Source organism: Mycobacterium malmoense, from assembly GCF_019645855.1.
Lineage (GTDB): Bacteria > Actinomycetota > Actinomycetes > Mycobacteriales > Mycobacteriaceae > Mycobacterium > Mycobacterium malmoense.
The window spans coordinates 2,667,853-2,686,677 of sequence record NZ_CP080999.1; the positions used below are offsets into that span (position 1 = coordinate 2,667,853).

Sequence of the window (18,825 nt, forward strand, 5' to 3'; positions counted from 1 at the left end):
GATGAGTTATGAAACAGCTACTAGCGGTGCTCGGCGTTTTCGCCATGATCGGTCTGGCCGCGCCCGCGTACGCCGATCCTGACGACGGCGTCGCTGACGACGCAGGCTTCCTCGCCGCTCTGGACAAAGTCGGCATTAGCTACCCTAGTCCAGGCCAAGCTATTGGGGCTGCCCATGCGGTATGCACGTGCTTGAGTAACGGCGAATCGGGCCTGGAGCTAGTTCACGACGTGAAAACCCACAACAGCGGATTCGACATGGAAAGCGCATCCAATTTCGCAATGATTTCAGCGAAATTCTATTGCCCCCAACAACTCCACAAGAGCTGATACCGAAAGCGAGTTTCTCTAGTCACGGTTGAGTCGACGGCGGTCTCCGCCGCCCGGCGTAGCTAGTAGGTAGCTTGTGGCTGCTCATTAGCTCAAGACGTCTGCTTCACCGCGCGGCGATGTCGCGAGCATGACCACAGCGCAACAGGTTTGGCTGGGGTCTACCTGCTGTTCACCTCGAAGTGATTAGCTGCGGCCCGACTAGCACCGCGCCCGGGATCGGCGTCAAATGCCGTCTGGGCTGGCGCCCGAGCACGATTCGCTGTCGGGGGAAGGAACGTGCCGTCATGCAGACGCTGAGCGTCGCCGACTTCGCGCTCCGGCTAGCCGCAGGCGTGGGTTGCGGCGCCCTCATCGGCCTGGAGCGGCAATGGCGGGCCCGGAGGGCTGGCCTGCGCACCAACGCACTAGTCGCAGGCGGCGCGACCTTATTCGTGCTGTACGCGGCCGCCACCGCGGACAGCAGCCCCACCCGCGTCGCGTCGTATGTGGTATCCGGCATCGGGTTTCTGGGCGGCGGGGTGATCCTGCGTGAGGGCGTCAACGTCCGTGGCCTCAATACCGCGGCCACCCTGTGGTGCTCGGCGGCGATAGGTGTGCTGGCCGCGTCCGGACACTTGGTATTCACGTTGATTGGCACCGGCACCGTCATCGCCATCCACGTGTTCGGGCGTCCACTAGGCCGAATAATCGACCGCGACAACGCCGCCGACGAAGACGAAAGCCTGCAGCCCTACCTGGTGCAGGTCCTTTGTCGCCCCAAATTCGAAAAATACGCACGCGCCCAGATCGTGCAACACGCCAGTAGCAACGATATGACGCTGCGCGGTATCCATACCGGGCAGGCCAGCGGAGACGAGATCACCTTGAGCGCGCATTTGCTCATGGACGGCCACACCCCAGCCCGGCTGGAGCGATTGGTGGCGGAGCTGTCCCTGCAACCGGGGGTTCGCGCGGTGCAGTGGCACGCCGGTGATACAGCGCAGTCAGACGATCGTCGCTAAGGGCCGGCCCGTAGAGGGCGCCTTGCCGTTCGCCGCTCCTCCCTTATCTGTGCTGGGGAATCCGTGGACCGCGGGTTCAAGGCCGAGCGCTCACAGCGCGGCGACGACGAACGACCTTGATAGCCAAGAAAACCCGCCACATATTCGTCGCGGCAGAGACGTTGTAGCGCGTGCCGGCGCACGGCCTCGTCTGGGTCCATGGACGAGTAATCCGGCGACATCATGATCGGTGGGTGGCCCGATGTTCGAGCTGGCGAGAGGAGCAGTCGCTCATCCTTTCCGGGAGGTCCGGGGAGGTCCACCCGGTACGGGGTCGCCTCGGGAAGCTTGGGGGAGCTGGCCGCGGGCTTCAGCTGATTTGTGGGCAGGGCATGCGCACGAAATCCTGGGTGAACCCAACGGCTTCCCAGTACCGAATGGGGTCAGGCAAAGCAGTGGCCCGGCTTTGGGCGGCTGCCCGGATGGCTAAAACATCGAGGCAAGCATGCTTTTGCCGTCGGGTACTGCCGCTTGAAAGTCCTGCGGGCTGTAACCGAAAAGTTCCACGAAGCCTGCTATTTGGGTTGAGGGATTGAACAGCGTCGCCCATGTCCCGTATTCCTGCTGCGTGCCCAAGTCGGTTTGGACACTGGCCGTGTAGGAAATCTGAAGCACCTGCTGGAAGTTCTTGCCCTGCACCGTCTGTGCTGACCCTAGGGGATTCTGCTGCACATTGGTCATTCCCCCCTTTTGGATGGCAGCATTGATCAACTGGGTTGCTTCCTGATTGATCTCCGGCGTCTTTGCCTTACCGACATCGACGTACATCGTCGCGTCTTCACCGTCACTGAGAAGGACCGCCCACCCCGGGCCTTGCTGGAAGATTGTCCAGCGGGGAGCCGGCGTCAGCGTGACTCCGTTTCCCAAGTCGATGGCGGTGGCGGGCCCGACCGCCAGCGATGTGGTGGTCGACGCCAAATCCACATTGCCCAAAGGGCTACCGTCGCGCTGGCTCATGGTGGGGTGGATCGCGGCGGCTGCGCCAGAAACGATGCCGCCGCTGCGCCCGGGTGGAGATGGCGTGGGATGCGTTGAGGCGCCGCCCCATACCACCGCCACGGTCACCGCCGCAGCGATCAGCACCACCACGGCGATGATCGCGGCCACCACCGCAGCATGCAATCGGTGATCAACAGGACCGGCCCCTTCCGTGTTGCCTGCATCTGGGCCGCCCTGCCCGTCGGCGAGCATCGCGGCGTGCAACCCGTCGCGGGCCGCCATCAACCCCGCCCCCGCCAGCACAAACGCCACCAGCGTGGTCAACACAATCCCCCGGGCGCCATACGGCTGCAACAACGTGGTGGCCAACTCGTAGGCGACCAACAGCGCTAGGCCCTCCATCACACCCGCCACCGGGTTAATCCCCCAGCGGCGTAACCCCAACACCGCCACCGTCGCCGCGGTGGCCAACACGATCGGTTGCAAGAACCCCAACGTCAACGCAATGAACGCCACGTGCGCCGGATCCCCCGCCGTAGCCTGCACATGAGCAAACGCCCCACGCTCGATAACCACGCTGAGACCAAACGACAACGCGGCACCGCTAAGCGAACACGCCACCACCGCATCCATCGGATGACGAAACGCGGGCCGCGCGCTGACCAACAACGGGGCAACCATCACGGCCACTAAAGCCACCACCGGCACGAACACACCCAACTCAAGAATCCGAGAAACCGGCGGCAGGTGATACCCGGTAGGGGCCGCCGCCACCAGGCGAATGAAATGCGTTTCCAGCAGTCCCACGCCAACACCGAGCAGCAGCGAGAGCCCAAACGTCACGACGATGACGGTAAGCGGCTCATCACGCCATAGCCGGTGATCATGGACGTAGATCAACACCATCGCCGGCAACGCCACCGCCGTCAACACCAACGCCACCGACAATGACCCCAACCCGGCCGCCACCAACGCCGCCAGCAACGCCAGCGCGGTCCCATTGCGATACACATGATGACGGCCCGCCGCCATATGCGGCATCAACGTCGCGATCACCGTCGCCGGCCGGCGCGAGCCCTCATGCGTCGGGCTACTCGGGCTAACCATCTTTCATACCTCCTGGATTGTCACCGAGCCAATCACCACAAAATCCCCGCAACCAATCTCTCACCGTGACCACCGCCCGCATTCGGGCCACGCCCCACCCGCACAGACATGACCAAACCTGGCCGGCTATGTCTGGCCGTGTCACATAAGCAACCTCCAGAGACGAGATTTGCGCGATGAAGCTTACGACCAACCTAATTCACACATAGCCAATTCACGCCATTAACCAAATCGTTACCAACCAACCATTGCGTCACCGTGCCTGGTGTCGTTGACGGGAAAATGCCCACGGTGATTGGGCGGGCGACAGCAGCAGGTGGAACTTGGGGAACCGACGACCGCCGCGCCGACCGTCGTAATCTGTCTGTGTGAACGCCGTCACCGGGTTCTTGACCGCGCTGCCCCCGCCAATGCGCGACCCCGTGCTGTTCGCCATTCCATTTTTCCTGTTGCTGTTGATCCTCGAGTGGACGGCGGCCCGCAAGCTGGAACACATCGAGGGCCGGCCCGCCTCCGGTGAGCACCTCACCCGCGATTCGCTGGCAAGCATCTCGATGGGGCTGGTTTCGGTGGCCACCACGGCCGGCTGGAAGGCGCTGGCCCTGTTCGGCTATGCCGGGATCTACGCCTACCTGGCGCCGTGGCATCTTCCGGCGACGCGGTGGTACACGTGGGTCATCGCGATCCTCGGCGTCGACCTGCTGTACTACAGCTATCACCGCATCGCCCACCGGGTGCGGCTGATCTGGGCGACGCACCAGGCCCATCACTCCAGCGAGTACTACAACTTCGCCACCGCGCTACGTCAGAAGTGGAACAACAGCGGCGAGATCGTGATGTGGATTCCGTTGCCGCTGTTGGGGATTCCGCCGTGGATGGTGTTCTTCAGCTTTTCGGTGAACTTGATCTACCAGTTCTGGATACACACCGAGCGCATCGACAGGCTGCCGCGGCCGGTCGAATTCGTCTTCAACACCCCGTCGCACCACCGGGTGCACCACGGGATGGACAAGGTGTATCTCGACAAGAACTATGGCGGCATCCTGATCGTTTGGGACCGGCTGTTCGGCAGCTTCCAGCCGGAGCTGTTCCGCCCGCACTATGGCCTCACCAAGCGGGTGGACACGTTCAACATCTGGAATCTGCAGACTCGCGAATACGTCGCGATCGCCCGCGACTGGCGGTCGGCGAGCCGCCTGCGCGACCGGCTGGGGTACGTCTTCGGGCCGCCGGGTTGGACGCCGCGCTTCGCGGGCCGGTCCGCCGACGCCGCCCCGTTGGTCACGCCGGGGTAACGCCAGCGCCGTCAAGTGCGAAAAGATCAACGAGGGGTGAGATCAAGTCGTAACGTCACCCTTCGGGTCAGCATTTTCCCCGACGGATCGGAGCTCATGGTGCACCGCCTGGTAATGCGCGCATTCGCAGCGTCGGTTTCCGTCGTGGTGCTCGCCTCCTGGCTGCCACCTGTGGCGAAAGCGGACCCGCCGCTGGTTTTCCCGGGCATGGAGATCCACCAGGACAACCTCGTCTGCACGCTGGGCTACGTCGACCCGGCCCTGAAAATCGCGTTCACCGCCGGGCACTGCCGGGGCGGGGGACCCGTTTACGACAGGGAGCACAACGTCATCGGCCGGCTCGCGACGTTCCGGGACAACACCCCCAGCGGCACCACCGTGGCCACCGACCAGTTGATCGCCGACTACGAGGCCATAGTGCTGGACGACGGCGTCACCGCGAGCAACATCCTGCCGGGCGGACGGCGACTGGAGTCGAACCCGTCCGTGGCGCTGCAGCCCGGCGAGGCGGTCTGCCATTTCGGCGTCATCACGGGTGAGACCTGCGGAACCGTGGAGAGCGTCAACAACGGGTGGTTCACCATGTCGCACGGCGTCCAGAGCGGCAGGGGCGATTCCGGGGGACCGGTGTACCTGGCGCCCAATGGCGGCCCGGGGCAGATCGTCGGGATTTTCAACAGCGTCTGGGGCGATCTGCCCGCGGCGGTGTCGTGGCGGGCCGCCTCCGACCAGGTCCGCCAGGACCTCGGGGCGACGACCAACCCTGGGTGACGACGCTCACCGGGTGAGCGCGAACACCGGGATCGTGGGCGCCGCGGCCAGTAGCTGCTCATCGCTGGAGTCGGGCGTCAACCCGCCCACGTAGTCCTTGACCTGCCAGTACCACCTGGCCAAATACCGCCTCAACAGCTCCGGTTTGGCCGCCTCGTCCACCTCGCTCACGTGAGCGCGTCGACGGTGCCAGCGCGGACCCAGCTCGACGACGCCCGCCGCCCTGACGTTGCGCGCCCACTGGGTGTTACCGCGCGGGGAGACGAGATAGTCCACGCCGTCGACGGTCAGCAGGTTGACCACCACCGCGCGCTGCCTTCCGGTCTTGCGGCCGCGGACGCGCAGCGCCCGGGTGCCCGCGATGCTGATCCCCAGCTCGGCGAGCCAACGGATCGCCGTGTTGGCGGCCCGGGCCGCCCGGTTGGGTCGTTCGTAGCGCGCGGCCATGGTGCGTCCTCCCGGATATTTGAGAGCGGTGCTCTCTTCAGCCGCCACGCTCCCACAGCGCCCACCAAAAAGCAAGAGCGGTGATCTCGGTTGTGTCAGACTGGCCGCGTGGGCAAACGCCAGGAGTCGCGGGAGCAGGTCGAGGCGCGAATCGTCGAACTCGGCCGCCGCCAGCTGGCGGAGCGTGGTGCCGCCGGGTTGTCGGTGCGTGCGATCGCCCGAGACCTGGGCATGGTGTCCTCGGCCGTGTACCGGTACGTGTCCAGCCGCGACGAGCTGCTGACCTTGTTGCTGGTCGACGCCTATTCCGAGCTGGCCGACGTCGTGGACCGGGCCAGGGAGACCCTGGGTGACCAGTGGAGTGACGACGTCACCGCCATCGCGCGGGCGACGCGGCGGTGGGCCATCGCCCACCCGGCCCTCTGGGCCCTGCTGTACGGCAGCCCCGTTCCCGGCTATCACGCACCGCCCGAGCGCACGGTCGCGGTCGGCACCCGTGTCGTGGGGGCCCTCTTCGACGCCGTGGCCGCCGGGATTGCCACCGGAGACATCCGCTTGACCAACGACGTTGCCCCGCAACCGATGTCGTCCGACTTCGAACGTATTCGCCAGGAATTCGGCTTTCCCGGCGACGATCAGGTCATCACCAAGTGCTTCGTGCTGTGGGCGGGGGTGCTGGGCGCCATCAGCCTCGAGGTGTTCGGGCAATACGGCGCCGACACCCTGACCGACCCCGGGGCGGTGTTCGACGCGCAGCTCCGCCTGCTGGTAGACGTGCTGAGCCAGCACTGACCCGCCGGAATTAGAACGTGTTCATCGCGCTTTTCCGGGCTTCAAGCGCCCGATTGCGGCAAAGCCTTTCGGGCCCTTTCTGGCGACCGGCGGACTGGGCTATCCTGCGAGACGATGAGCCTTCCCGTTCAATCGCCGACGCAGATCGCATGGGTTACCCCGGACCTGGATGCCACGGAAACGGCCCTCACCGGCCTGTTAGGCGTTCGGAAGTGGGTGCGGATACCCGACGTGCACTTTGCTCCGGAAACCTGCAGCTACCGTGGCAAGCCGGCCGATTTCGTCGCCAGCATCTCCCTGAGCTATCTCGGCGACATGCAGTTGGAGCTGATCTCGCCGGTCCGCGGACAGAACATCTATAGTGACTTTTTGCGGGAATCGGGGCCGGGTTTGCACCACATCTGCATCGAGGCGCACAGCCCGGAGCGATTCGACGCGGCGTTGTCCGAGGCCGCTGGCCAAGGCGCCGCGGTCGTGCAGCAGGGCGTGATGCCCGGCGGAATTCACTTCGCCTACGTGTCAGCGCCGCAGGCGGGAGTGCCTTTCGTGGAGATCGCGTATATCTCGCCTGAGATGAGGGCGTTTTACGACTACATCAAACAGGAGCAGCGGTGAGCACCGAGATACCAGCAACGGTCGATGCGGACGCGGTGACGTCCTGGTCGGACGACGTCGACGTGGTCGTGATCGGTTTCGGCATCGGCGGTGGCTGCGCGGCGGTCAGCGCGGCGGCCGCGGGCGCGCGGGTGCTGGTGCTCGAGCGCGCCGCCGCGGCGGGCGGCACCACTTCGCTTGCCGGGGGCCACTTCTACCTCGGCGGCGGAACCGCCGTCCAGCAGGCGACCGGTCAGTCCGACTCGCCCGAGGAGATGTACAAGTACCTGGTCGCGGTGTCGCGGCAGCCAGACGACGCCAAGATACGTGCCTACTGCGACGGCAGCGTTGAGCATTTCGATTGGCTGGAAGACTTGGGTTTTCAGTTCGAGCGCAGCTACTTCCCGGGCAAGGCGGTGATCCAGCCCAACACCGAGGGATTGATGTTCACCGGCAACGAGAAGGTGTGGCCCTTCTTGGAGCAAGCCGTGCCCGCGCCGCGCGGCCACAAGGTGCCCGTACCCGGCGACACCGGCGGCGCCAGCATGGTGATCGACCTGCTCCTCAAGCGTGCCGCAAGCCTGGGCGTGCAGGTCCGGTACGAGACGGGCGCCACCCAGCTCATCGTGGACGGCTCGGGTGCGGTGACGGGCGTGATGTGGAAGCGCTTCTCCGAAACCGGTGCGATCAAGGCAAAGTCCGTCATCATCGCCGCCGGGGGATTCGTGATGAATCCGGACATGGTAGCCAAGTACACGCCGAAACTCGCCGAGAAGCCGTTCGTGCTCGGCAACACGTATGACGACGGCCTGGGCATCCGGATGGGCGTATCGGCCGGCGGTGCCACCCAGCACATGGACCAGATCTTCATCACGGCCCCGCCCTACCCGCCGTCGATCCTGCTCACCGGGATCATCGTCAACAAGCTCGGGAAGCGGTTCGTCGCCGAAGACTCCTACCATTCCCGGACCGCCGGTTTCATCATGGATCAGCCGGACAGCGCGGCGTTCCTGATCGTCGACGAGGCTCACCTCGAGCACCCCAAGATGCCGCTGGTCCCGCTGATCGACGGCTGGGAGACCGTGCCCGAGATGGAAGCCGCGCTCGGCATTCCGGAGGGCAACCTGGTGGCGACGCTGGACCGCTACAACACCTACGCCGCGCGCGGTGAGGACCCCGATTTTCACAAGCAGCCGGAATTCCTTGCGCCGCAAGACAAAGGGCCGTGGGGCGCGTTCGACATGTCGCTGGGCAAGGCGATGTATGCCGGGTTCACGGTCGGCGGGCTGGCCACGTCCGTGGACGGGCAGGTGCTGCGCGAAGACGGCACGGCGGTGCCCGGCCTGTATGCGGTGGGGGCGTGCGCGTCCAACATCGCCCAGGACGGCAAGGGCTACGCCAGCGGCACGCAGCTTGGGGAAGGCTCGTTCTTCGGCCGCCGCGCCGGAGCGCACGCGGCCCGACGGGCCGGGGGCGCGCAGACGCGCTAGAACACAGTGCCGGAGCGCTAAGGCGATCGCCTGAACGCCACGACCGACTCCAAAAGTTCACGATAGTGTTCAAGCGGCGGGACGAGCCGGTTTGGGACTTTTGCCGAGTCATCCCAGCGGCGCAGGCGGCAGGCCTTGTCTGCGTAACGTAGCCGGCGGAATCTGGCGACTTCCTCGGCATTCATCGGTCCGCCCTGTACCCGCAGACTTTGCACGGAGGCACGGGAAAGACCGGCAGCATAGGAGGGGTCGGTCGCGACCAGGTAGCGCTTTGCGGCGACGTGCAGTGCGATAGGCGCAGTCACGGCCGGGGGGAACCAGCGGCCGAGGATGGTCGCGGCGACGACTTGGTGTTTCTCGTCGTCGTCCAGGAAGTCGTGGTTGCCGTTGTGCTCATCGACCACGAGATGGCCGATGTCATGCAGCAGGGCCGCGATCGTCATTGTGGCGTCGGCATTTTCGGCATCGGCGAGGGCGGCGGATTGGGTTGCATGCTCGGTCTGGGTTACCGGGTCGTCATAGTTGCTGCCGCCGCGCTCGGCGAAGAGGGCGAAGATGCTGTCGGCTACTTCGGTGACCGTCGTAGGGCTCGTCAGCGGCCACCGAAATCTGGTGCTCATTTGTCGTGCACGGTGGGGGAGATGCCGCGAAAGTGACCGATGAGGCTAATTCGCTGCGTGTTGCCGGTCGCGGCCGCGGAGAGGGTGGCCCGTTTGTCGCGGTAGTAGACCTCGTGCAGGTCACCTAGTGACGCGGCGTTGTAAGTGAGGTATAAAGCGCGGCGCGAGGTGGGCGATGTATTGGGACTGCTGCGGTGTGGCGTGTGGCTGTGAAACCACACCAGGGAACCGGCCCGCACCGGAAGGGGTTGCCATTGCAGCGCTTTGGCGATATCGGGGCGAATGCAGCCGTCCCCATCGGTGGCAAGTAGTTCGTGGTGCCTACCGCTGACGAATTCGAGGCATCCATTCTCGGCTGTGGAATCATCCACGGCGAGAAGGCAACTGACGCTTACGGTGACGTGGGGATAGGCGGGAGCATCCTGGTGGGCGGCAAACCCCGCCCCGCCGGGATTTTTGTAGTTGATCTTCTCCTTGTAGAGGACCACGGGTTCCCCGAGGAGCTGGCTGGCCATCGCCGGAATAGCGCCCGTCGTCAGCAGAGCCCGCAGACCATCGTGGAAGGGTGAGAAGTTCTCCGTGCGAGCCCGCCGCACTCCACAGCTCGTCTGCTCATCATGCTGTAGCCAGCCAGCCCCGCGCCCGTCTGGCCATCGCTCCACATCACAAACCCACCGGCGCACGCGGTTCACGTCCTCAGTGGACAGGAAGCCGGCTACCGCCACGTAGCCATCACATCTGAATGCGTCGATCTCGCCCGGTGAAAGGCCGCGTTCCAGTGCGGGAGTCCCGGTGGTGCTTCTGCTCGTTGTCGACATGGCTCCCTTCCAGCCGTTCACATCCTGCCCGGAACGTTACAGTCGCTGAAATTCAGTTTCAATCTGTTCTGGCTTGAAGGAGAAAATATCCATCCGCTATTAATGCAGAGTTTGGAAGATTGTTTCATCGGCTCCGTATGGTCGCCGCATGACGCAGACCCAAAGCCACCCCGCCGACGCACCAGGAGTGATCGACGTCCTGGATCGATCGCGATTTCAACGCTTTCACTACAAGGCAATCGTCGTCTCCGGGGCGGGGTTTTTCACCGACGCCTACGACCTGACGGTGATCGGTACCGCCTTGCTGCTGATCAAACCGGAATGGGGACTGACCACCGGCCAGGTAGCGCTGGTGGGCAGCACCGCATTGATCGCCTCGGCGATCGGGGCGATGTTGTGGGGCAGGATGGCCGACCTAGTCGGCCGCAAGAGTATGTACGGGCTGGCTGCCTGGTTGATGACCGTCGCGGCGATCGCATCGGGATTGTCGCCAAGTTATCTCTGGCTCCTGGTGTTCCGATTCATCCTCGGGCTAGCCATCGGTGGGGACTATCCGGTGTCGGGCGTCATCATGACCGAGTTTGCGAACGTCCGCGATCGTGGCCGGATGGTTGCGCTGATGTTCTTCAGCTACGTGCTGGGCGCCATCGCCGGCCCCACGGTCGCTTTGCTTCTTCTGGCCGCCGGGCTAGAGCATTCATTGACCTGGCGGTTATTGCTTGGGCTGGGCGCCATCCCGTCACTGCTGGCGCTCTATGCGCGCAGCAAAGCGCCGGAGTCGCTACGGTTCCTCGTGGACATCGACGAGGCGCAGGCCGCCGCGGATTTGACGACGTTCACCGGAACCGCAGCGGTCGCCACCGGCAGGCCCCCCATCCGGAAGAGTATGCGGCAATGCCTGGCGGCCCCCGGCGTGTGGCGAGCCGTGCTCATGACAGCCGGCGTGTGGTTTCTGTTCGACGTCGCCTATTACGGCAACACGATTAGCGCGCCGCTGTTGGTCAAAAGCGTTGCGCCCCATTCCTCGACGACCGCCACGGTCGCGACCAATCTCGTTTTGTATGCGGCCTTTACGGTCCCTGCCTTCGGCGCCGCGATCTGGGCGATCGACAAGATCGGCCACATCAGACTGCAGGTGGTCGGGTTGGTCGGCATGGCAACGGGATTCGCCGCGATTGCGTTGGTGCCGGAGATCAGAAACAGCGTCGGCCTATTCATCGCCGCATACGGTGTCAGTAGCTTCTTCATGTGGTTCGGGCCAGGTGTAACAACGATGTTGCTCGCCGCCGAGCTGTTTCAGACATCCATTCGCGCCACTGCGCATGGATTCGCCGCCGGCACAGCCAAGCTCGGGGCGTTCGTGGGGGCGATCACGTTCCCACCAATGCTCGCGGCTTGGGGCTTGCACGGCACCGAACTCGTCGCCGCGGCGTGCTGCCTGGCAGGCGTCGCACTGTCATTGTTAGTGCGCGAACCTCGCGGGCGATCACTCGAGGACATCACCTCAACGCAGCCGGTCGAACGCCATCGGGACGCCCTTGGCATGACGGTAGCTCCATCCGAGATGCCCGCCGTGCCATGATTCAATTCATGACGAGCGCCGATTCCCGTCCTCCAACAGGATCGGTGGTCGCCCACATCCGCGCAGCGCTGCCCAACCTGACCCCGCGTGCCCGGACAATTGGGCAAGCGGTCCTTGATGATCCGCGCGCGGTCGTCCACTTGACGGTCAGCGACCTGGCGGAGCGCACCGCCACCTCGGTGGCCTCGGTGGTCCGATTCTGTCAGGATGTCGGCCTGCGTGGTTATGCAGACCTGAAGATTCGGCTGGCCGCCGACACCCTTCCCGCCGTAGAAACCCTGCATGACGGGATCAGCCCGACCGACGACGCATCCACAGTCTTAAAGAAGGTGCTGGCCGACTCGCAGGCGGCTGTCGCCGGAGCCGCCGAAACCATCGATAGCGAAAGGTTCGAATCCGCGGTCGCCGCCCTTGTCGAGACATCTCATGTGCTCTGCGTCGGCGTCGGGACGTCCGCGCCGTTGGCCCAGGATGCCGGATATCGCTTGCGCACAATCGGTTTAAGCGCCGAAGCGCCTGCAGATGGGCACGTTCAGCACGTTGCGGCGCGATTGCTCAGCCCCAGCGCGGTGTGCCTGTGCTTCAGCCACACCGGCCAAACCAGCGAATCGCTGATGGCGGTGGAAGCGGCCAAGGATGCCGGCGCGACCACGATTGCGATTACCAGTTTCTACCGCTCGCCGCTGAGCGCACTCTGCGACATCGTCCTGGTGGCCGGGGCCAAAGAGACCGACTTCCGCATCGAAGCCGTCACCAGCCGGATTGCTCACATCGCGGTGTTCGATGCCCTGCACGCCGCGGTGTTCCTGAAGACATTGCAACGAGCGGGTGACGCACAGCGTCTCAGCGCGGAAGCCCTAACGCGGCACCGTATTTAGGCATTTCTAGACCTGCGCGGGCTCGTTCTGCACCGGGCCCAGCCGCCATTGGCCGCGGCCCAGCAATTCGAGCTCTTGTTCGTGGTGCTGCTCGACGGTGTGTCGATGGCTGACGCTGACCACCACGCAATCCGGCAGTTCGGCACGGAGCAGTTGGTAGAGCGCGAATTCCAGCCCCTCGTCGAGCGCCGAGGTGGATTCGTCGAGGAAGACCGCCTGCGGTTTGGTGAGCAGGATGCGCGCAAACGCGACACGTTGCTGCTCTCCCGGCGAGAGCACCTTGGCCCAGTCCGCCTCCTCGTCGAGCCGCTCGATCAGCGGCGCCAACGCAACCTTGGTGAGCACGTCCCGCAGTTGACCATCGGAGACATTGTCCGGCGAGCTCGGGTAGCACACCACGGTGCGCAGACTGCCCAGCGGCACATACGGCAACTGCGACAAGAACATCGTCGCGTTGTCGCCGTCGGGTCGGCACAGGGTTCCCGAAGCGTACGGCCACAATTCGGCCAGGCTGCGCAGCAACGTGGTCTTGCCGGCCCCCGAGTGCCCGGTGATCACCAGCGAGTCGCCGACGTCCAGCTTCACGTCGAGCGGATCGACCAGCCGGTCTCCGTCCGGCGTGCGGACCTCGACGTCGCGAAGCTCAACCGCCGCCTCCTCGCTCGGCTTGATCAGCACCGTCGGCAGCGCGCGGCCCTGGGCGTTGGCGTCGACCAGCCCGTGCAACCGGATGATCGCCGCCCGGAACGCCGCGAACGCGTCGTAGTTATTGCGGAAGAACGACAGCGATTCCTCGATGTTGCTGAATGCCGTCGCGCTCTGGCCGACATCGCCGAAGTCGATCCGGCCGGCGAACAGCCGCGGCGCCTGGATCACCCACGGCAAGGGCACGATCGCCTGCGACACGGAAAAGTTCCATCCATTGAAGACGATGCTGCGCCGAACGAACTTGCGATAGTTGGCGATGATCGGAGTGAAGCGCCGCCACAGTTGCGCCCGTTCGACTCGCTCGCCCCGGTAGAAGCCCACCTCCTCAGCGGCGTCGCGCAATCGCACCAGCGCGTAACGAAATGCGGCGTTGAGTTTTTCGTTGTTGAAGCTGAGCCAAATCAGTGGATGGCCCAGCCAGACCGCGACCACCGTCGCGACCAGCACATAGACCAGAACGGTCCAGAACATCGCGCGCGGAAACTCCACCCCGAAAACATCCAGGTCACCGGACAGGTTCCACAGGATCGCCGCGAACGAGATCACCGAGGCCACCGCGTTGACGGCCCCGAACAGCAGGGTGCTGCCCGTCCCGTTGGACGGGATGTTCGGGGTGCCACCGGCGTTCGCGGTGAAGATATCGATGTCCTGCTGGATGCGCTGGTCGGGGTTGTCGATGGTGTTGTCGATGAACAGATCCCGGTAGTAGGCCTTGCCGTCGAGCCAGTCGTCGGTGAGGTTGGCGGTCAGCCAGACGCGCCAGGCGATGACGAATCGCTGCGTCAGGTAGATGTCTGCCATGATCCGGGCAACATACAAGACGGCCAGCACGCTGAAAATCAGGATCGACATCCAAAAGCCATGAATGCCGGATTGTTTGACGCCGTCGTCGCCCGCCGCCATCCCCTGGACCGCTTTTTGCACCGCCGTATACAGATCGTTGCCCTGGTAGCTGAACAACACCGAGAGACGCACCGTGACGATCACCGACAACAACAGCACACCAAGCATCAACCAGACACGGACGCTGCGCGCCCCGACGAAATAGCCGTGGGTGATCCGCCAGAATTGCCGGCCCCAGGACGTGAAATACCTGAACAGAACCAGCACTACCAGCACGCACACGGCGCTGATCGCCCACGCGATGGCGACCCACCACAAGGAATCCATCGGTGCCGTCGACCAGTTGATCGACGGCGTAAACGGCTTCGGGCCCAAGGTCGACGTCTCCTTACGGTCGAGGTCTTCGGACTGCTCCGCAACACAAATCCTGCGCCGAAGGTACCCGAAGCCGCGGATAGGCTGCGGAGATGAGCACCGACTCCGTCTCCACCCAAACGATGCACGCCGGCCGGCTGATCGCTCGCCGGCTGAAGGCGAGCGGTGTCGACACCGTCTTCACGTTATCGGGCGGCCACCTATTTTCGATCTACGACGGGTGCCATGACGAGGGCATCCGGCTGGTCGACACCCGCCACGAGCAGACCGCGACGTTCGCCGCCGAGGGCTGGTCGAAAGTGACCCGGGTGCCGGGCGTGGCCGCGCTCACCGCCGGGCCCGGCGTCACGAACGGGATGAGCGCGATGGCGGCAGCGCAGCAGAACCGGTCGCCGCTGGTGGTGTTGGGCGGCCGTGCCCCCGCGGCGCGCTGGGGCATGGGCTCGCTGCAGGAGATCGACCACGTGCCGTTCGTGGCCCCGCTGGCTCGCTTCGCGGCGACCGCGCAGTCCGCCGCGGACGCCGGCCTGCTGGTGGACGAGGCCCTGCGGGCGGCGGTCGGCGTGCCGTCGGGCGTGGGATTCGTCGACTTCCCGATGGACTACGTGTTTTCCATGTCGAAGGATGACGGCCGGCCCGGCGCCCTGACCGTCGCGCCGCCGGCAACGACCCCGGACGGTGAAGCGCTCGACCGGGCCGCCCGCCTGCTGTCCGCCGCGCGCCGGCCGGTGATCATGGCGGGCACCAACGTCTGGTGGGGACACGCGGAGGCGGCGCTGCTGCGTCTGGCCGAGGACCGGCAGATTCCGGTGCTGATGAACGGGATGGCCCGCGGCGCGGTGCCCGCCGACCACGCGATGGCGTTCTCGCGGGCGCGGGCGAAGGCACTGGGGGAGGCCGACGTGGCGTTGGTCGTCGGCGTGCCGATGGATTTCCGGCTCGGCTTCGGCAAGGTGTTCGGGTCGCAAACCCAGCTCGTCGTGGCGGACCGCACGGAGCCCGACCGCGAGTATCCGCGTCCCATCGCGGCCGGGCTCTACGGGGATCTGACGGCGATCCTGTCCGCGCTGACCGGGGCGCGTGGCACCGACCATCGGGACTGGGTCGACGAGCTGCGGACGGCCGAGACCACGGCGCGTGGCCTGGAAATGGCGGAGCTCGGCGACGACCGGATCCCGCTGCATCCGATGCGGGTGTACGCGGAGCTGGCGCCGCTGCTGGACCGCGATGCCATTGTCGTCATCGACGCCGGCGACTTCGGGTCGTATGCGGGCCGGGTGATCGACAGCTATCTGCCGGGCTGCTGGCTGGACAGCGGCCCCTTCGGCTGCCTTGGTTCGGGCCCCGGTTACGCCCTGGCCGCCAAGTTGGCCCGGCCGGACCGCCAAGTGGTGCTGCTGCAGGGCGACGGCGCGTTCGGCTTCAGCGGCATGGAGTGGGACACCCTGGTCCGACACCGGGTGCCGGTCGTGTCGGTGATCGGCAACAACGGAATCTGGGGCCTGGAAAAGCACCCCATGGAGGCGTTGTACGGCTATTCGGTGGCGGCGGAGTTGCGTCCGGGCACGCGCTACGACGAGGTGGTGCGCGCCCTGGGTGGCCACGGCGAACTGGTGGCCGCGCCCGCCGAGCTGCGGCCGGCGCTGGAACGTGCCTTCGCCAGTGGCCTGCCCGCCGTCGTCAACGTGCTCACCGACCCGAGCGTCGCCTACCCACGCCGATCCAACCTGGCTTGAGGGCCAGCCCGCGCCAGCCCGCGCCGGGTCGCGAGCGTGCGCGCTTGTACGTCGCCACGCGGCGTGTCGCGTGCAAACGCGCACGCTCGCGCCGGCTGGGGGTCGCGTACCGTTGTTCTGTGTCAAAGACCACCCGCACGCAACCCAGCCGTTTGAGCAGCCGATTTTGGCGACTGCTCGGCGCTAGCACGGAAAAGAACCGAAGCCGCTCCCTCACCGAGGTCACTTCCTCGTCGAAATACGACGAGGAAGCCGCCGGCCTCACCGACGAGCAGCTGCTCAAGGCCGCCGGCCTGCTCAACCTCAAGGATCTGGCGGAGTCCGGCGACATCGCGCAGTTCCTCGCGATCGCCCGGGAAGCCGCGGAAAGGACGACCGCGCTTCGTCCATTTGACGTGCAGCTCCTCGGGGCCCTACGCATGCTCGACGGCGACGTGATCGAGATGGCCACCGGTGAGGGCAAAACGCTCTCCGGCGCGATCGCGGCGATCGGATACGCGCTGGCCGGCCGGCACGTGCACGTGGTCACCATCAACGACTACCTGGCCCGCCGCGACGCCGAGTGGATGGGCCCGCTGCTCAAGGCCTTGGGCTTGACGGTCGGCTGGATCACCGCGGAGTCCACGGGCGAGGATCGCCGCGCCGCCTACGGCTGCGACGTCACCTACGCCTCGGTCAACGAGATCGGCTTCGACGTCCTGCGCGACCAGCTGGTGACCGACGTCGCCGACCTGGTGTCGCCCAATCCCGATGTTGCGCTTATCGACGAAGCCGACTCCGTGCTGGTCGACGAGGCCCTGGTGCCCTTGGTGCTGGCCGGCACCACCCACCGGGAGACGCCGCGGCTGGAGATCATCAAGCTGGTGGGTGAACTGGATGCGGGCGTCGATTACGACACCGACTCCGACAGCCGCAACGTCCATCTGACCGACGTGGGGGCGCGCAAGGTCGAAAAGGCGCTCGGCGGCATCGATTTGTACTCCGAGGAGCACGTCGGCACCACGCTGACCGAGGTCAACGTCGCCCTGCACGCGCACGTGTTGTTGCACCGCGACGTGCACTACATCGTGCGGGACGACGCGGTGCACCTGATCAATTCCTCGCGCGGCCGCATCGCGCAACTGCAGCGCTGGCCGGATGGGCTGCAGGCCGCCGTCGAGGCGAAGGAGGGCATCGAGACCACCGAGACGGGGGAGGTGCTCGACACCATCACGGTGCAGGCGCTGATCAACCGCTACACGACCGTGTGCGGCATGACCGGCACCGCGCTGGCCGCCGGTGAGCAGCTGCGCCAGTTCTACAAGCTCGGTGTTTCACCGATTCCGCCGAACACTCCCAACATTCGCGAGGACGAGTCCGACCGCGTCTACATCACCGCCGCCGCCAAGAACGACGCGATCGTCGCGCACATCGCCGAGGTGCACGAGACCGGACAGCCGGTGCTGGTCGGCACCCGCGACGTGGCCGAATCCGAGGACCTGCACGAGCGGCTGCTGCGCCGCGGCGTGCCCGCGGTCGTGCTCAACGCGAAGAACGACGCCGAGGAAGCGCAGGTGATCGCCGAGGCCGGCAAATACGGCGCGGTCACGGTGTCCACTCAGATGGCCGGCCGGGGCACCGACATCCGCCTCGGCGGATCCGACGAAGTCGACCACGACCGGGTCGCCGAGCTGGGTGGGCTGCACGTCGTCGGCACCGGCCGGCATCACACCGAGCGGCTCGACAACCAGTTGCGTGGACGGGCCGGACGCCAGGGCGACCCCGGATCGTCGGTGTTCTTTTCGAGCTGGGAAGACGACGTCGTCGCGGCCAACCTCGACCGCAACAAGCTGCCGATGCAGACCGACTCAGAAAAAGGGGACGGCCGGATCGTCAGCCCCAGAGCGGCCGGGCTGCTCGACCATGCCCAGCGGGTCGCCGAGGGCCGGATGCTGGACGTGCACGCCAACACCTGGCGCTACAACCAGTTGACCGCCCAGCAGCGCGCCATCATCGTCGATCGACGAAACACGTTGCTGCGCACCACAACCGCGCGCGAGGAACTCGCCGAACTGGCGCCCAAGCGGTACGAGGAGCTGTCCGAGGTCCTGTCGGAGGAACGGCTTGAGAGGATCTGCCGGCTGATCATGCTCTATCACCTGGACCGCGGCTGGGCCGACCACCTGGCGTACCTGGCCGACATCCGCGAGAGCATCCACCTGCGGGCGCTGGGCCGGCAAAATCCGCTGGACGAGTTTCACCGGCTGGCGGTCGACGCGTTCGCGTCGCTGGCCGCCGACGCGATCGAGGCGGCTCAACAAACGTTCGAAACCGCAAACGTTCTCGAAGAGGAGCCGGGCCTGGATCTGTCCAAGCTGGCACGTCCGACGTCGACGTGGACCTACATGGTCAACGACAACCCGCTGTCCGACGACACGCTGTCCACCCTGAGCCTGCCTGGGGTGTTCCGCTGACTTGA

At 65.5% G+C, this 18,825-nt stretch carries 16 protein-coding genes; 11 read left to right on the plus strand and 5 right to left on the minus strand.

From position 1 onward, the window contains the following. Nucleotides 1-8: 8 nt before the first annotated feature. Both K3U93_RS12355 and K3U93_RS12360 read left to right on the plus strand, forming a co-directional pair. Nucleotides 9-329, plus strand: coding sequence for a DUF732 domain-containing protein (locus K3U93_RS12355; protein WP_071512294.1), 321 nt, complete (start codon nucleotides 9-11; stop codon nucleotides 327-329). A 287-nt stretch (nucleotides 330-616) separates the two neighbouring features. Then, the gene (locus tag K3U93_RS12360; RefSeq protein ID WP_071512293.1) at nucleotides 617-1,333 is read left to right on the plus strand and encodes an MgtC/SapB family protein; all 717 of its coding nucleotides are present in this window, start codon (nucleotides 617-619) and stop codon (nucleotides 1,331-1,333) included. A 465-nt stretch (nucleotides 1,334-1,798) separates the two neighbouring features. On the opposite strand, the gene K3U93_RS12365 is transcribed toward K3U93_RS12360, so the two are convergent. Further along, entirely contained in the window at nucleotides 1,799-3,418 is a 1,620-nt protein-coding gene (locus K3U93_RS12365; protein WP_139796784.1) for a zinc ribbon domain-containing protein, read from the minus strand. 368 nt (nucleotides 3,419-3,786) lie between these two features. Here K3U93_RS12365 and K3U93_RS12370 point away from each other — a divergent pair, with 368 nt between their 5' ends. Together K3U93_RS12370 and K3U93_RS12375 are read left to right on the plus strand one after the other, a co-directional pair. After that, on the plus strand, nucleotides 3,787-4,713 hold the full coding sequence (locus K3U93_RS12370; protein ID WP_083009657.1) for a sterol desaturase family protein: 927 nt from the start codon (nucleotides 3,787-3,789) through the stop codon (nucleotides 4,711-4,713). Nucleotides 4,714-4,812: 99 nt separating this feature from the next. Continuing rightward, nucleotides 4,813-5,484: an Rv1815 family serine proteinase gene (locus K3U93_RS12375; protein WP_139796799.1), complete on the plus strand. Its 672-nt coding sequence runs from the start codon at nucleotides 4,813-4,815 to the stop codon at nucleotides 5,482-5,484. 6 nt (nucleotides 5,485-5,490) lie between these two features. Here K3U93_RS12375 and K3U93_RS12380 read toward each other — a convergent pair whose 3' ends face one another. Then, nucleotides 5,491-5,931 (minus strand): nitroreductase/quinone reductase family protein, encoded by a 441-nt coding sequence (locus tag K3U93_RS12380; RefSeq protein ID WP_083009654.1) that lies wholly within the window; start codon nucleotides 5,929-5,931, stop codon nucleotides 5,491-5,493. A 108-nt stretch (nucleotides 5,932-6,039) separates the two neighbouring features. Here K3U93_RS12380 and K3U93_RS12385 point away from each other — a divergent pair, with 108 nt between their 5' ends. From K3U93_RS12385 to K3U93_RS12395, 3 genes are all read left to right on the plus strand, one after another. Then, nucleotides 6,040-6,723 carry a TetR/AcrR family transcriptional regulator gene (locus K3U93_RS12385; RefSeq protein WP_217808403.1) on the plus strand — a complete coding sequence of 228 codons (684 nt, stop codon included), beginning with the start codon at nucleotides 6,040-6,042 and terminating at the stop codon, nucleotides 6,721-6,723. Nucleotides 6,724-6,837: 114 nt separating this feature from the next. Continuing rightward, nucleotides 6,838-7,338, plus strand: coding sequence for a VOC family protein (locus tag K3U93_RS12390; protein ID WP_071512287.1), 501 nt, complete (start codon nucleotides 6,838-6,840; stop codon nucleotides 7,336-7,338). Beyond that, on the plus strand, nucleotides 7,335-8,807 hold the full coding sequence (locus K3U93_RS12395; RefSeq protein ID WP_083009652.1) for an FAD-binding protein: 1,473 nt from the start codon (nucleotides 7,335-7,337) through the stop codon (nucleotides 8,805-8,807). The genes K3U93_RS12390 and K3U93_RS12395 overlap by 4 nt, the downstream gene beginning before the upstream one ends. A gap of 17 nt (nucleotides 8,808-8,824) precedes the next feature. Here the strand turns inward: K3U93_RS12395 and K3U93_RS12400 are convergent, their stop codons facing one another. Beyond that, the gene (locus K3U93_RS12400; RefSeq protein ID WP_083009650.1) at nucleotides 8,825-9,427 is read right to left on the minus strand and encodes an HD domain-containing protein; all 603 of its coding nucleotides are present in this window, start codon (nucleotides 9,425-9,427) and stop codon (nucleotides 8,825-8,827) included. Next, entirely contained in the window at nucleotides 9,424-10,245 is an 822-nt protein-coding gene (locus K3U93_RS12405) for a phytanoyl-CoA dioxygenase family protein (RefSeq protein ID WP_083009648.1), read from the minus strand. The genes K3U93_RS12400 and K3U93_RS12405 overlap by 4 nt, the downstream gene beginning before the upstream one ends. A gap of 148 nt (nucleotides 10,246-10,393) precedes the next feature. On the opposite strand from K3U93_RS12405, the gene K3U93_RS12410 reads away from it, so the two are divergent. Both K3U93_RS12410 and K3U93_RS12415 read left to right on the plus strand, forming a co-directional pair. Then, complete coding sequence (locus K3U93_RS12410; protein WP_083009646.1) at nucleotides 10,394-11,827, plus strand: MFS transporter; 1,434 nt, start codon at nucleotides 10,394-10,396, stop codon at nucleotides 11,825-11,827. Between the two features lie 8 nt (nucleotides 11,828-11,835). Next, nucleotides 11,836-12,705, plus strand: a complete 870-nt coding sequence (locus tag K3U93_RS12415; RefSeq protein WP_071512306.1) for a MurR/RpiR family transcriptional regulator — start codon at nucleotides 11,836-11,838, stop codon at nucleotides 12,703-12,705. A 6-nt stretch (nucleotides 12,706-12,711) separates the two neighbouring features. On the opposite strand, the gene bacA is transcribed toward K3U93_RS12415, so the two are convergent. Beyond that, a complete protein-coding gene (gene bacA, locus K3U93_RS12420) occupies nucleotides 12,712-14,631 on the minus strand; it encodes a vitamin B12 ABC transporter pemease/ATP-binding protein BacA (protein WP_083009643.1) in 1,920 nt (639 codons plus the stop codon). Between the two features lie 92 nt (nucleotides 14,632-14,723). Between bacA and K3U93_RS12425 the strand changes: the two genes are divergently transcribed. Together K3U93_RS12425 and secA2 are read left to right on the plus strand one after the other, a co-directional pair. Further along, nucleotides 14,724-16,367 (plus strand): acetolactate synthase, encoded by a 1,644-nt coding sequence (locus K3U93_RS12425; protein WP_071512282.1) that lies wholly within the window; start codon nucleotides 14,724-14,726, stop codon nucleotides 16,365-16,367. Between the two features lie 119 nt (nucleotides 16,368-16,486). Next, on the plus strand, nucleotides 16,487-18,820 hold the full coding sequence (gene secA2 / locus K3U93_RS12430; protein ID WP_083009642.1) for an accessory Sec system translocase SecA2: 2,334 nt from the start codon (nucleotides 16,487-16,489) through the stop codon (nucleotides 18,818-18,820). The last annotated feature ends 5 nt before the right edge of the window (nucleotides 18,821-18,825 follow it).

Bases quoted from the DNA above. Each gene is read 5' to 3' on its own strand.
- K3U93_RS12390 (WP_071512287.1), top strand. From the start codon at position 6,838: ATGAGCCTTCCCGTTCAATCGCCGACGCAGATCGCATGGGTTACCCCG.
- K3U93_RS12365 (WP_139796784.1), bottom strand. From the start codon at position 3,418: ATGGTTAGCCCGAGTAGCCCGACGCATGAGGGCTCGCGCCGGCCGGCG.
- K3U93_RS12415 (WP_071512306.1), top strand. From the start codon at position 11,836: ATGACGAGCGCCGATTCCCGTCCTCCAACAGGATCGGTGGTCGCCCAC.
- K3U93_RS12425 (WP_071512282.1), top strand. From the start codon at position 14,724: ATGAGCACCGACTCCGTCTCCACCCAAACGATGCACGCCGGCCGGCTG.
- K3U93_RS12405 (WP_083009648.1), bottom strand. From the start codon at position 10,245: ATGTCGACAACGAGCAGAAGCACCACCGGGACTCCCGCACTGGAACGC.
- K3U93_RS12380 (WP_083009654.1), bottom strand. From the start codon at position 5,931: ATGGCCGCGCGCTACGAACGACCCAACCGGGCGGCCCGGGCCGCCAAC.
- K3U93_RS12360 (WP_071512293.1), top strand. From the start codon at position 617: ATGCAGACGCTGAGCGTCGCCGACTTCGCGCTCCGGCTAGCCGCAGGC.
- K3U93_RS12410 (WP_083009646.1), top strand. From the start codon at position 10,394: ATGACGCAGACCCAAAGCCACCCCGCCGACGCACCAGGAGTGATCGAC.
- K3U93_RS12355 (WP_071512294.1), top strand. From the start codon at position 9: ATGAAACAGCTACTAGCGGTGCTCGGCGTTTTCGCCATGATCGGTCTG.
- K3U93_RS12400 (WP_083009650.1), bottom strand. From the start codon at position 9,427: ATGAGCACCAGATTTCGGTGGCCGCTGACGAGCCCTACGACGGTCACC.